We start from the raw sequence: 13,710 nt of genomic DNA, 5'->3' as shown, positions 1-13,710 counted from the left end.
ATGACCGTGATCGCCCTGCTGGCGCTGGTGCTGGATGTGCTGATCGGTTGGCCCGATGCGGTCTATCGCCGGGTCGGGCATCCGGTGACCTGGGCCGGGCGTCTGATTGCGGCGCTGGATCGCACGCTGAACAAGGGCCGTGCGCGGCGCGCCAAGGGTGCGCTGACCGTGGTCGTCGTCCTGTTGGCGGCCATGATGCCCGCGGTTCTGATCCAGGCATGGCTGGGCCCGTGGGTCGCGGCCGTGCTGGCGTGGCCGCTGGTCGCGGCGCGGTCGCTGGATCAGCACCTGCGCGCGGTGGCCGTTCCCCTGGCGGCAGGCGACCTGGCCGCCGCTCGCGGTGCGACCGCGATGATCGTGGGGCGCGACGTCACCCAAGCCGATACGCCCGCCCTGTCCCGCGCCAGCCTTGAAAGCCTGGCCGAGAATTTCAGCGACGGCGTCATCGCGCCGCTGTTCTGGGCGGCGGTTGGCGGGCTGCCGGGCATCGCGGCCTACAAGGCGATCAACACGATGGATTCGATGATTGGCCACCGAACCCCCCGGCACGAGGCGTTCGGAATGATCGCCGCGCGCCTGGACGACGTGGCGAACGTGATTCCCGCGCGGCTGTCGGCGGGGCTGATCGCGATCGCGTCCGGTCCGCGCGCGGGTGCGGCGCTGCGGGTGACGCTGCGCGACGCGTCTGCCCACCGGTCGCCCAACGCCGGCTGGCCCGAGGGCGCGATGGCCGGGGCCCTAGACTGCCGGTTGTCGGGTCCGCGCGTCTATGCCGACCGGGTCGCGGACGAGCCGTGGCTGAATGCCGCCGCGCCCGACCCGGATGCGGCGGACCTGCGCCGGGGCATCGCGCTGATCCGTCGCGCCACGGTGGTCGCGGCGCTGCTGCTGGCCGCGGTGGCGCTGCTCTGACGGATCAGAACAGCATGACCTCGACGCTTTGCGTGCGCAGTTCCGCGACCGAGTTCGTGGTCAGGAACGCCACGTCCGCCGCGTCGCGCCCGACCGCGACCAAGGCCATCTGGTCCGCATGGGCCATGCCGGTCGGATCGACCAGGTGCCAGTCGCCGCCCAGATAGACCTGCACGACCGCGTGGAAATCCTGCGGCTGGACATGGGGGGCATAGACGCTGGCGATGCGCGCGGGGATCTGCTGCGCGCGGCATAGCGCGATCAGCAGATGCGCATAGTCCCGGCAGACGCCGCGCCGGTCCAGGAAGGTGTCCGCCGCCGTTGTGTCCCCGTCGCTGGTTCCGGCGACATAGTCCAGGTTGCGTTCCACCCAATCGCGCATCGCGGCGACCAGCGGGCCGCCCGTCAGCCCCTCGAACCGAGAGCCGGTGAAATGACCGAACCGTTCCGACTGGCAATAGCGCGACGGCAGAAGATAGCGCAGCGCGTCGCCGGGCATGTCCTCGACCTCGACGGCCTGCAGGCTGGCCAGATCGGGACGCGGGCGGGTCACCTGGACCTCGGCCGAATAACGGCAGGTCAGCCGATCCTGCAGGCGCATGACGATGCGTTCGCCGATGCCCTCCTCGGCCGGAACGCGGGCCAGCTTCAGGGGCTGGCCCAGGTCGATGTTGGTGCGGTTCAGGATCTGTTCGTGAACGCCCGCCGCCTCGATCAGCAGCAGCGCGGGCCCGGGCGATTCCAGCGCATAGTCAAGCGTCACGTCGATCTTCATCCGCATCGGCGGCTCCTGTCAGGTTGGGGTGGGTCGGGAAAGGGGCAGAGCCGTGCCCGCTTGCGGGGCCATTGTCAATCTTCAAGCGGCGGCTTGGTTCCGCGGGCGTCAGGATGACGCAGCCGCATCCAGCATCACGGTGACGCGGAACCGGGCACCGCCCCGGTCAGAGGCACCGTGATCCAGCCCACCGCCCATCTGGCGGGCATAGATCAGGCAGATCTGCATGCCCAGCCCGCGCGCCGCATCCGGGTCGAACCCAGCAGGCAGGCCCGGCCCGTCATCCGACAGCGTGACGCTCAACGCGCCCGCGTTCTGCGCCAGGTCCAGCCACAGCCCCGGCCGCCGGCCCGGATGCGCGTGCTTGACGGCATTGCCGATCAGTTCGGCCAGGATCTGGCCGATCGCCGCCGCCTGCCCCGCCGTCACCCGCAGATCGCCCGCCAGCGCGTCGTCCACGGTGATCGCCGCCTCCAGCGCCTGCGCCAGGTCGGTCGCCAGCGCCTCGACATAGTCGCGCAGGCTGACATCGCGGCTGCCCGGGTCCAGGTGCAACTGGTCGTGCACCCGCGCCAAGGTCGAGATGCGGTTCGCCGCATCGGACAGTTGCGCGCCCGCCGGGCCGCCGGCCTGCTGGCGCGCCTGCATCCGCAGAAGGGCGATGACCGCGGCAAAGCTGTTCTTCACCCGGTGGTCGATCTCTCCCATCAGGATGTGCTGACGGGCGATGGCCTCGTCCTTGCGGGCGACCTCCTGCTGCAGCTGCTGTCGGATTGTCACGCTGTCGGTCACGTCGCGCGACGACGCCAGGATGCGCACCACGCGGCCCGCCGCGTCCCGGACCCCCGACACGGTGACGTGCCACCAGCGCGGCGTGCCGCGCGCGGTCGGGCAGAAGGCCTCGAACCGGGTCACGGCGCCGGTCAGCGCCGCCTGCATCGCGTCGTTCAGCATTCGGTCCGCCTCGGGCGGCCACATCGACGGCCAGGGCCGCTGATCGACGCTGGCGAAATCGTCTATCTCCATCGCGCACAACCCGTTGCCGTTCATGAAGATCAGCCGCCCCTCGGGGTCCAGCAGCTTGATGCAATCCGGCGAGGCATCCAGAACCGACAGCGCGAATCCCGCTTCGGACCCAGCCAGCAGGTCGATCGCGCGCAAATTCGGATCGGTTGGAACCATGGATAAACCCGACAGTAACGCGGGCCTGTCCCGGCCCGCCGCTTGACGTCCCGCTTGGCCCTCCGGCCCGGTCACGTCAAGGACCAATCCGGACGGTACAGAAAGGTTAGCCAAGGCCCGCCGCGCCGCGCAAGGGACATCTGCGGGCCAGATCGCGCGCCTGATGCGACACGCCCCGCGCCAGCGGCAGCAGGTCGGCCTGCAGCGCGTGATAGATGTCGGGCTTGCCCCGGAACTGCGTCGCGGCCGGGCGGTCGTCATCGCCCAGTTCGGGGAACCACCCGCCGCGGGCATGGTCGATCAGATGCCCGTCCGCGAAGGCCCACAGGCGGCGGTACCAGTCGCCGTCGCCGGGTCGGGGGTCCAGCTTGATCAGGGCCGCCAGCGCGCCGATCGCCTCGGTCACCGGCCACCAATAGCGCGCCGGATTGTCCACGCGACCGTCGCGCAGCGTATAGGCCAGCCCGCCCCGGTCGGCCCAGGCATCCGCCAGCGCCGTATCGACCAGCGCACGCGCCTGCGCGACCGCGCCTGTGTCGGGGCGCCCGGCCAGATCCCACCAGTGCAGCAGCAGGCGCGCCATCTCGAAGCTGTGGCCCGGCGTGGTGCCGGCAGGGCGGAACATCGGGTTACCGGCATAGGCATGGTCGGGCCGCCAGCGGTCGTCGTAATGTTCCGGGATGCGCCAGCCATGCACCGCCGCCTGCCCCGCGATGAAGAAATTTAGGAATTGCCCGGCACGGTCCAGATGGACGGGCGCGCCGGTCGCCTCGAATGCGGCTAGCAGCGCCTCGACCCCGTGCATGTTGGCGTTCATGCCGCGATAGGTCGAGAACGCCTGCCAGTCGCGCGTGAACTCGTCGCGGAACAGTCCCGCGTCGTCGTCCCAATAGTGGCGGTCCAGTACCTGCGTGATGTCGGCCAGCAGGCGATCCGCATCGGGGTGCCCGATCATCTTGGCGCTGGACGCGGCCAGCAGCACGAAGACATGGCCATAGGCCAGCTTGGGCCCCTCGACCGGCGCGGTGCCGTCCACGGCCCACAGATAGCCGCCGTGATCGGTGTCGCGATGCGCGCGCCACAGCCAGTCCATGCCCTGATCCACGATCCCCGCGCGATCCGGCCGCCCGGCCATCTGCGCCAGCGCATAGGAATGGACCAGCCGCGTGGTCGTGTGCAACTCCTGCACCGTCCCCGGCAGAGGCGTGCCGTCCAGGTCCAGCACGTGAAAGCCGCCCTCGGGCCGGATGCTGGCATCGAAGAAGTCCAGCGCCCGGTGCGCGTCGCGCGCCAGAAAGGCGCGGTGATCGGTGTCGTCAAGCACGCTCATGGCCATCCTCTCAGCGTTTGCGCAGCGCGTCGGCCAGGGCCGAACCGAATGCGCCCGCCCCCTTGGGCGCGGCCTGCGCCGCACGGGGCGCGGGCTTCGCGGTCTCGCGCGCCGGGCGGTCGGTGGGGGCGTTGTCCTTGCGCATGGTCAGGCCGATGCGCTTGCGGGCCACGTCCACCTCGGTCACGCGGACGCGGACCACGTCGCCGGCCTTGACCACTTCGTGGGGGTCCTTCACGAAGCGGTCGGCCAGTTGGCTGACATGGACCAGCCCGTCCTGATGCACCCCGATATCGACGAAGGCGCCAAAGGCGGCGACATTCGTCACCGTCCCCTCCAGCGACATGCCGGGGCGCAGGTCGCCGATCGCCTCGACACCGTCGGCAAAGGTCGCGGTGACGAAACCGGGGCGCGGGTCGCGGCCGGGCTTTTCCAGCTCCGACAGGATGTCGCGCACGGTGGGCAGGCCGAAATCCTCGGTGACGAAATCCTGCGCCCGCACCGACTTCAGCGTCGTGCTGTCGCCCATCAGCGACCTCAGATCACGCCCGCAGGCAGCCACGATCTTGCGCGCGACGCCGTAAGCTTCGGGATGGACGGCCGATGCGTCCAGCGGTTCGGACCCTTGGACGCGCAGGAACCCTGCGCATTGCTGGAACGCCTTGGGGCCCAGACCCGCGACCTTCTTCAGCGCGGCGCGGGACGGGAAGGCGCCGGTGGCATCCCGATGCGCGACGATGGCCTGCGCCAGCGACGGCCCCAGCCCCGCGACATGGGTGAGCAGCGCCGCAGAGGCCGTGTTCAGATCGACGCCTACCGCGTTCACGGCATCCTCGACCACGGCCTCCAGCGATTTTGCCAGCTGCCGTTGGTCCACGTCATGCTGGTATTGCCCCACACCGATGGACTGCGGCGGCACCTTGACCAGTTCGGCCAGCGGGTCCTGCAACCGGCGCGCGATGCTGACCGCGCCGCGCAGGGAGACGTCCAGGCCGGGAAACTCCTTCGCGGCCAGTTCGGACGCGGAATAGACCGAGGCCCCGGCCTCGGACACGATGACCTTGGTGGGCGCCTTGACGCCCTTGGGCAGGCGCTTCAGCACATCGGCGACCAGACGCTCGCTCTCGCGGCTGGCGGTGCCGTTGCCGATGGCGATCAGGTCGACGCCATGCCTGGCGATCAGCGCCGCCAGAGTGGCCTCGGCCCCGCGCAGGTCGTTCTTGGGCTGGAACGGATAGATGGTCGCGGTGTCCAACAGCTTGCCGGTGCCGTCCACGACCGCGATCTTGCAGCCAGTGCGGATGCCGGGGTCCAGCCCCAAGGTCGCGCGCGGCCCGGCGGGTGCCGCCAGCAGCAGGTCGCGCAGGTTGCGGGCAAAGACCTGGATCGCCTCGGCATGGGCGCGGGCGCGCAATTCGGTCAGCAGGTCGATATACATCGTGTTCGACAGCCGTACCCGCCACGCCCAGCCCGCGACGCCGCGCAGCCAGTCGGCGCCCGGCCCCTGCCCGACTGCGCCCAGACCCCGCGCCACGATCCCCTCGGCCCGCGCCGTGCCGGTGTCCGGTTCGGGGGCGATGTCGATGGTCACGACCTCCTCCTTGGCGGCGCGCAGGATGGCCAGCGCGCGGTGGCCCGGAATGCCCGACCAGGTTTCCGAATGCGAGAAATAGTCGCTGAACTTGGCGCCCGCCTCCTCCTTGCCGGCCACCACGCGGGCGGCGATCACCGCATTGCCGCGCATGAATTCGCGCAACGGGCCCAGAACCTCGGCATTTTCCGACAGTTCCTCGACCAGGATGTCGCGGGCGCCGTCCAGCGCGGCCTTGGGCGTCTCGACCGCGCCCGTCACATAGGTGGGCGCAAGGGTCGCCGGATCGCGTGACGGATCGGCCTGGATCGCGCGCAGCAGCGGCTCCAGACCGTTCTCGCGCGCGATCATCGCCTTGGTCCGGCGCTTGGGCTTGAAGGGCAGATAGATGTCCTCCAGCGCGGCCTTGGTCTCGGCTGCACCGATGGCACGGGACAGATCGTCGGTCAGCTTGCCCTGGTCGCGGATCGATCCCAGGATCGCCGCACGCCGCGCCTCCATCTCTCGCAGATAGGACAGGCGGTCGGCCAGGGTCCGCAGCTGCGTGTCGTCCAGGCCCCCCGTCACCTCCTTGCGGTAACGTGCGACAAAGGGAACCGTCGCGCCCCCGTCCAGCAGGTCGGAGGCGGCCGTGACCTGCGCGGGGCTGGCGCCGATCTCGGTCGCGATCTGGCGGGCGATGCGGGTGGCGGTCTGGGCAGAGATGTCCATGCGTGGGGGGCCTTGTCGTCCGTGGGTCTTGCGCCCCGGTCTAGCCGCTTGCAGCGGTCTCGCCAAGCGGGGCGTCCTGGGCCAGTTCGGGCATGCGCAGGACCTCTCCGGCGACGGTCTTGCCGACGACACTGTCGCGCACCGCCTTGCGCAGCGCGGCGGACCGTTTCAGCAGGCGGCGGAACCCCACCTCGTCCAGCACCAACAGCGTGCTGGGGGTGATCGCGCGGACCTCCGCCTTGCGGATGCGGCGGGTCAGCACGCCCATCTGGCCGAACATCTCTCCGCGGCCAAGGCGCGCGGTCTGGCCCGCGACCTCCTGTTCGACCGCGCCCGAAGCCACGAAGAAGACCGACCGCGCGGGCGTGTCCTTGCGGGTGATCACATGGCCCGCATTGACGTAACGCGTGCGGATCTCTCGGCTCAGGCGCTTCAGTTCCGCGTCGTCCAGATCGGCGAACAGCGGGAATTGCCGCACGACCTGGTTCTTGCGCAGGGCCAGGTCCAGCTTGGGGCGGCCTTCGGACTGCTGGCGCCGCTGGCGGACATCGTCCATCAGCTGGATGTGCACCTCGGCGCCGATCAGGCCGTCGTCGCGCAGGGCGTTGTACTCGCGCTCCTCCAGCCGCAGGGCGGTGCGGCGGATGAAGCGGCGCTCCAGCTCCTCGGCATAGCCGGGAAACTGCAGGCGCAGACCCTCCAGGGCGGTCTCCACCGCCTCGATCCGCCGCTGCAGCAATTCGTGCAGCAGTTCGGCCACGCGCCGGCCGTGAATCCGCCGGATGCGGCGATCGATGAACCCGTGAAGATCCCGCAGGATCAGACGCTTGCCCAGCAACATCTCGAACCGGTCCGCGGTCATGCGGGCCAGCGGGCCGGCCACGCCGATGCGGTTGCGCAGGAAGGCCGCGAACCGGAACGCCGGGCCATAGCGCAGATTGCGCCGTGCCGCGCGCTGATAGCCTGTGCGCCCGCCCGAGCGCGCGCCCTCGATCACCCGGTCGGCGTCGAACAGCGCCTGCTCCGACAGTCGCGCCGAGATCGCCCGCTCGCGGAACCGCTGGACGATCATCTCGCGCTCGTGCGCGGCCAAGGCGATCAGGCCCAGGGTGATGCGGTCGCGGTCCAGGATCTCGGCATTGTCCTCGGCCTCGGCGGCCTCGACGGCATTGTCCAGCCGGGCGGCAAAGCGCTTGGCCTCGGAGCGCACCGTCTCTCGGGTCAGGTCATAGTTCTCGGTGACCGAGGCGACGCCCTCGCGCACCGACTGCAGCGCCACGGCGACGACCTGGTTCGACAGCGCCCGGTCCAGCGGCGACAGCTTGTCCAGCCCCAGAAGGGCGATGACACCGCGCAGCGTGGTGCCTTGCACGATCAGCGTGAACAGGGTGAAGCCGGTGGCCAGGATGCCGACGATGCGCTTCGTCTCGACCGGCACGCGCAGGTTCTCGGTCACCGCCAGGGCCAGCGCCAGGGTCACCGCGCCGCGCAGCCCGCCCCACATGATCGCCACGCGATAGGGGCGCTGGATCTTGGGCGACAGGCGCAGCGTGGTCAGCATCGGCAGCAGTACGAACAGGATCAGCGCCCGTGCGACGAAGGCCGCGATCACCACCACGCCGACTAGGAACAGATCGTTCAGCCGCACCTCGCCCAGCAGGCGCGGGATCAGCAGCGCCGCCAGGATGAAGATCAGCGCCCCGGCCCAATGCGCCAGCAGGCCCCAGACCTCCTTGAGGTTGACCCAGAATGCAGGCGCCAGGCGGCCCGGACCCATCAGGTTCAGCGTCAGGCCGGACACCACGACCGCGATCACGCCCGACGCGCCCAGCAGCTGTTCCGCGCCGATATAGGCCAGGTAAGGGACCGCGACCGAAACGGATATCTGCGCCGTCTCGAACCGCCCGAACAGGCTCATCAACGCCAGCGCGATCCGCGCGACCAGCCACCCGGCCAGCACGCCGCCGACGATCAGGCCGGGGAACTGGCCCAGGGCCTCGCCCAGCTGCGGGTTCGGGACGCCCAGCATGACATAGGTCAGGAACAGGCCGAACAGCGCGATGGCGGCGGCGTCGTTCAACAGCGACTCGCCCTCGACGATGCGGGACAGGCGCTTGGGCGCGGACAGGCTGCGGAAGATGCTGACGACCGCCGAGGGGTCGGTGGTCGACACGATCGCCCCGATCAGCAGGCCCACCATCAGCGGCAGCCCCCCGATCCAGTGCAGCGCGAAACCGATGGTCAGGGTCGCCGCCACCACGGCCACCACGGCCAGCGTCAGGATCGGCACCCAGTCATCCATCATCCGCCGGATGTTCATCTCCAGCGTCGCCTGAAAGATCAGCGTCGGCAGGAAGACGTACATGAACACGCTGGACCGGATCGGCAGCGACAGAATGCCGACCGCCACCGGATTCAGCGTCTCTGTCACGTTGGTGCGTAGCAGGAACAGGGCGCCGCCGCCGATCAGGATACCCACCGCCGCGAGCATCACGCTGAACGGCAGGCGCAGGCGTGCGGCCAGGGGTTCCGCCGCTGCGATCAGCAGGAACAGCACCGCGGTAAAGGCAGTCAGCAACATGATATCCATGGCTTTCTGGATAGTCGGGGTCTGAGCGACATGGAAGGCCAAGCCCGCCTGCCGCGCACGTTTTTCGGCAACGGTGACGGCGATGTGACGACGCGGCAGGCGGTCTTGAAATCGGGTAGCGTCACGCACAGCTGAAGGCCCGTGGGGCGCAGGGCGCCCCGCACTGACATTCCGGGCCGGATGGCCCCACAAGCAAGATCAAGAAAGGAGGACCCGCATGTCCTCGATGTTTGAACCCGTGACCCTGGGGGCGGTGACGCTGCGCAACCGGATCGTGATGGCCCCGCTGACCCGGTCGCGGGCGGGCGATGCCCGCGTGCCCAACGACCTGATGGTCGAATACTATCGCCAGCGCGCCGGCGCCGGCCTGATCCTGTCCGAAGCGACCAGCATCATGCCGATGGGCGTGGGATACGAGGCGACGCCCGGCATCTGGAACGACGACCAGATCGCCGGCTGGTCGAAGGTGACCCAGGCCGTGCACGAACGCGACGGCCTGATCTACCTGCAGCTGTGGCATGTGGGCCGCATTTCCGACCCGCAGCTGCTGGGCGGGCAGCTGCCAGTGGCGCCGTCGTCGATCCAGCCGGGCGGGCATGTCAGCCTGCTGCGTCCCAAGCGTGCCTATGTCACGCCCCGCGCCCTGACCACCGAGGAGATCCCCGGCATCGTCGAGGCCTATCGCCAGGCGGCCGAGAACGCGCGCCACGCGGGCTTTGACGGGGTCGAGATCCACGCCGCGAACGGCTATCTGATCGACCAGTTCCTGCAGGACCGCAGCAACACCCGCACCGACCAGTATGGCGGCGACATCCAGAACCGCGTCCGCTTCCTGAACGAGATCACCGATGCGGTGGTCGGCGTCTGGGGCGGCGACCGGGTCGGTGTCCACCTGGCGCCCCGCGGCGACAGCCATGACATGGGCGACAGCGATGCCCGCGCTCTGTTCACACAGGTCGCCCGCGACATGCGCGCGCGCGGCGTGGCCTTCCTGTGCCTGCGCGAACGCGTGGCCGAGGACAGCCTGCTGGACGCCATCCGCGACGCCTTCGGCGGCCCGGTCATCGCGAACGAGGGCCTGACCCGCGAAAGCGCCGAGGCCCTGCTGGCCGAGGGTCGCGCCGATGCCGTGGCGTTCGGGCGCGATTTCATCGCGACGCCGGACCTGCCCGAACGGTTCCGCCGCGGCCTGCCGCTGAACGACCAGGACCCTGCGACCTTCTATGCAGGCGGCGCTGAGGGATACACCGACTATCCCACCGCCACCGACATCGCCGCGGAATGATCCGGCGTCACGCATGACAAAGGGGGCGGTCCATCGGACCGCCCCCTTTCTGCAACGCTGACGACGATCAGCTGTCGTCGCGGCTGGACCGCATGGCCGCGTCACCGGCCGACGGCAGCAGCGTGACGGACACGACATCGTCGGCCATCAGGTTGCGCTGGCCCAGTTCGCGGGCGGTGAACAGATCACCGGCGCGACGTTCGACCTTGACCTGCGCCATGGGCGCGGGCGCGAAATCGGGGCGTTCGCTCATGCCCGCCAGGCCGGCAGCGGCCGGCAGTGCGGACAGCGCCATCAGGGCGGCGGTGGTGGCGGCGGCGGCAACAAGACGTTTCATCATGTTTCTCCTGGGTGTCATGTGGGTGGACCGTGTCGATCCATGCTTACAGACACGCCGGAAACCGACTTTCGTGACACCCACTCACCAAACCGTGTCGTTCCGTGTGGACGTCGTGATCGCATGAGAAAGGGGCGGCCCCGCAGGACCGCCCCCCGATCTGATCCGCGGACGGGATCAGCAGCTGTAATACATCGCGTATTCGATGGGATGGGGGGTATGCTCGTAGGCATAGACCTCTTCCCATTTCAGCGCGATGTAGCCTTCCAGCTGGTCGCGGGTGAACACGTCGCCCTGCAGCAGGAAGTCCATGTCCTTCTCCAGCTCCTCCAGCGCCTCGCGCAGGGACCCGCAGACGGTCGGGATCTCGGCCAGCTCCTCGGGCGGCAGGTCGTAGAGATCCTTGTCCGAGGCCGGGCCCGGATCGATCTTGTTCTTGATGCCGTCCAGGCCCGCCATCAGCAGCGCCGCAAAGCACAGATAGGGGTTGGCCGAGGGGTCGGGGAACCGCGCTTCGACGCGCTTGGCCTTGGGGCTCTCCGTCCACGGGATGCGGACGCAGCCCGAGCGGTTGCGGGCCGAGAACGCGCGCAGCACGGGGGCCTCGAAGCCCGGGATCAGACGCTTGTAGCTGTTGGTCGAGGGGTTGGTCAGCGCGTTCAGCGCCTTGGCATGCTTCAGGATGCCGCCGATGAAATACAGCGCCTCCTGCGACAGGTCGGCATATTTGTCGCCCGAGAACAGCGGCTTTCCGTCCTTCCAGATCGACATGTTGACGTGCATCCCCGACCCGTTGTCGCCCTTCATGGGCTTGGGCATGAAGGTGACCGACTTGCCATAGGCATGGGCCACGTTGTGGATGACGTACTTGTACTTCTGGATGTTGTCGGCCTGCTCGACCAGACCACCGAAGATCAGGCCCAGCTCGTGCTGGCAGGTCGCGACCTCGTGGTGGTGCTTGTCGACGCGCATGCCCATGCGCTTCATGGTGGACAGCATCTCGCCGCGGATGTCCTGGGCGGTGTCGACGGGGTTGACCGGGAAATAGCCGCCCTTGTGGGCCGCGCGGTGACCGGTGTTGCCCATCTCGTATTCGGTGTCGGTGTTCCAGGCGGCGTCGGCCGCGTCGATCTGGAACGACACCTTCTGCGGCGTCACCGAATAGCGCACGTCGTCGAAGATGAAGAATTCGGCCTCGGGTCCGAAATAGGCCGCATCACCGATGCCCGACGCCTTCAGATAGGCCTCGGCCTTGGCGGCGGTGCCGCGCGGGTCGCGCGAATAGGGCTCGTTCGTGTCGGGCTCGACCACGTTGCAATGCACGCACAGCGTCTTTTCGGCATAGAACGGATCGATATAGACCGAGGCGGGGTCCAGGATCAGCTTCATGTCCGACTGGTCGATCGACTTCCAGCCCGCGATCGAGCTGCCGTCGAACATGAAGCCTTCCTCGAAGAAGTCCTCGTCGACCAGGTCGCGGTCCAGCGTCACGTGCTGCAGCTTGCCTTTGGGGTCGGTGAAGCGAACGTCGACATAGGCGACATCCTCGTCCTCGATCAGCTTCAAGACATCCTTGATTTGCATCTCTTCCCTTTCTTCGTAGATGCGGCCCGGCGGCCTGGGCCTGCCGGGCGCGAAGGCCTGTGTAACTTCGGTCGATCAGACGGCGTCGTCGCCCGTCTCTCCGGTCCGGATGCGGATCGCCTGTTCGACGGGCAAGACGAAGATCTTGCCGTCGCCGATCTTCTCGGTGCGCGCGGCGGCGACGATCGCCTCGATGGCGGCATCGACCTGATCGTCGGGCAGCACCATTTCGATCTTCACCTTGGGCAGGAAGTCGACGACATATTCAGCGCCGCGATACAGTTCGGTATGGCCCTTCTGACGACCGAAACCCTTGACCTCGGTCACGGAAAGACCCTGCACGCCGACTTCCTGCAGCGCCTCTTTGACATCGTCCAGCTTGAACGGCTTGATGATCGCCTCGATCTTCTTCATCGCAATAGACCCTTCCTCGCGGCTTGCCTGAAGACTGATTGGCGCGTTTGGTGAACCGCGTAAATGCAGCAGCATGATCTTGGAAGCCCCCAAGCCGTTTGTCCGGCTCGTATGCCTAATATTTCACCATTCAGCCCAAGGATTAATCATCGACCATGATCGAAGGCAGTGAAATCGTCACCGTCGCTCAAATGCGCGCCATCGAATCCGCGGCGATAGGCAGCGGCGTGACGTCCGGGCTGAACCTGATGACCCGCGCGGGACGCGCCGTCGCGGGCCAGATCCGCCTGCGCTGGCCCAAGCCCGGACGCGCCACGGTCCTGTGCGGACCCGGCGCGAACGGCGGCGACGGCTATGTCGTGGCACAGGCGCTGTCACAGGCAGGCTGGTCGGTGCGCGTCTTGGGCATGCCCCTGCGTGTGGGCAGCGACGCGGCCGCGGCGCGGGCCCGCTGGCCGGGGCCCGTCCTTCCGCTGGAGGCGGCGCAGCTGGATCGGCCCGACCTTTATGTCGACGCGATGCTGGGCACCGGCCTGACGCGCCCGCCGGACGGGCAGATCGCGGCGATCCTGCGCAGGCTTGCGGATGCGGGCCGCCCCATCGTCGCCGTCGATGCGCCAAGCGGGCTGTGTCTGGACAGCGGCGTCATGCTGGGCATGGGCCGGGGTGCCCTGCCCGCAGCGGCACCCCGAGCCACCTTGACCGTGGCGTTTGACAGCCCCAAGCCGGGGCACCTGCTGGAACATGGATCCACGGTCTGCGGCACGTTGGCCATCGCCGATATCGGGCTGGGCGCGTTTCGTGCGGGCGGCTTGGCACGGTTGACCGCAGTGTGGCCGCGGTTCGATATCGCGGACCTCCGGCGCAGGGCCGACGATGGGCGGGGCGCATGGCTGCGCAAGCAGGGGTCGGGTGGCCACAAATACGACCACGGCGCTGTACTGGTGGTGGCCGGCGGTCCCGGCGCGGGGGGTGCGGCCCGTCTGGCGGCGCGGGCGG

11 protein-coding genes are annotated in these 13,710 nt (G+C 68.8%); 3 read left to right on the top strand and 8 right to left on the bottom strand.

All coding sequences use genetic code 11. The annotated features are described in order from the left end of the window. Complete coding sequence (gene cbiB / locus TW83_RS12020; protein WP_045983018.1) at positions 1-912, top strand: adenosylcobinamide-phosphate synthase CbiB; 912 nt, start codon at positions 1-3, stop codon at positions 910-912. 4 nt (positions 913-916) lie between these two features. Here cbiB and TW83_RS12015 read toward each other — a convergent pair whose 3' ends face one another. The 5 genes from TW83_RS12015 to TW83_RS11995 form a co-directional block, all read right to left on the bottom strand. Further along, complete coding sequence (locus tag TW83_RS12015; RefSeq protein WP_045983017.1) at positions 917-1,693, bottom strand: transglutaminase family protein; 777 nt, start codon at positions 1,691-1,693, stop codon at positions 917-919. A 102-nt stretch (positions 1,694-1,795) separates the two neighbouring features. Beyond that, positions 1,796-2,869 (bottom strand): PAS domain-containing protein, encoded by a 1,074-nt coding sequence (locus TW83_RS12010; protein WP_045983016.1) that lies wholly within the window; start codon positions 2,867-2,869, stop codon positions 1,796-1,798. A gap of 106 nt (positions 2,870-2,975) precedes the next feature. Beyond that, positions 2,976-4,199, bottom strand: a complete 1,224-nt coding sequence (locus TW83_RS12005; RefSeq protein WP_343251967.1) for an AGE family epimerase/isomerase — start codon at positions 4,197-4,199, stop codon at positions 2,976-2,978. 10 nt (positions 4,200-4,209) lie between these two features. After that, on the bottom strand, positions 4,210-6,501 hold the full coding sequence (locus TW83_RS12000; RefSeq protein ID WP_045983014.1) for a Tex family protein: 2,292 nt from the start codon (positions 6,499-6,501) through the stop codon (positions 4,210-4,212). Between the two features lie 40 nt (positions 6,502-6,541). Next, complete coding sequence (locus TW83_RS11995) at positions 6,542-9,091, bottom strand: cation:proton antiporter (protein ID WP_045983013.1); 2,550 nt, start codon at positions 9,089-9,091, stop codon at positions 6,542-6,544. A gap of 217 nt (positions 9,092-9,308) precedes the next feature. On the opposite strand from TW83_RS11995, the gene TW83_RS11990 reads away from it, so the two are divergent. After that, on the top strand, positions 9,309-10,376 hold the full coding sequence (locus TW83_RS11990; protein ID WP_045983012.1) for an alkene reductase: 1,068 nt from the start codon (positions 9,309-9,311) through the stop codon (positions 10,374-10,376). 67 nt (positions 10,377-10,443) lie between these two features. On the opposite strand, the gene TW83_RS11985 is transcribed toward TW83_RS11990, so the two are convergent. The 3 genes from TW83_RS11985 to TW83_RS11975 all read right to left on the bottom strand — a co-directional run bounded on the left by TW83_RS11985 (position 10,444) and on the right by TW83_RS11975 (position 12,711). Continuing rightward, entirely contained in the window at positions 10,444-10,713 is a 270-nt protein-coding gene (locus TW83_RS11985) for a hypothetical protein (RefSeq protein ID WP_045983011.1), read from the bottom strand. A 177-nt stretch (positions 10,714-10,890) separates the two neighbouring features. Further along, on the bottom strand, positions 10,891-12,297 hold the full coding sequence (glnA, locus tag TW83_RS11980; protein ID WP_045983010.1) for a type I glutamate--ammonia ligase: 1,407 nt from the start codon (positions 12,295-12,297) through the stop codon (positions 10,891-10,893). A gap of 75 nt (positions 12,298-12,372) precedes the next feature. Then, positions 12,373-12,711: a P-II family nitrogen regulator gene (locus TW83_RS11975; protein WP_042248864.1), complete on the bottom strand. Its 339-nt coding sequence runs from the start codon at positions 12,709-12,711 to the stop codon at positions 12,373-12,375. 155 nt (positions 12,712-12,866) lie between these two features. On the opposite strand from TW83_RS11975, the gene TW83_RS11970 reads away from it, so the two are divergent. Continuing rightward, positions 12,867-13,710, top strand: an 844-nt coding sequence (locus TW83_RS11970) for an NAD(P)H-hydrate epimerase (protein WP_045983009.1), incomplete at its 3' end; no start/stop codon positions are given.

The sequence above is a fragment of the Paracoccus sp. S4493 genome (assembly GCF_000967735.1).
Taxonomy (GTDB): domain Bacteria; phylum Pseudomonadota; class Alphaproteobacteria; order Rhodobacterales; family Rhodobacteraceae; genus Paracoccus; species Paracoccus marcusii.
The sequence above is the reverse complement of the archived record's forward strand: the minus strand, read 5'-3'. Positions and strand labels throughout refer to the sequence as shown.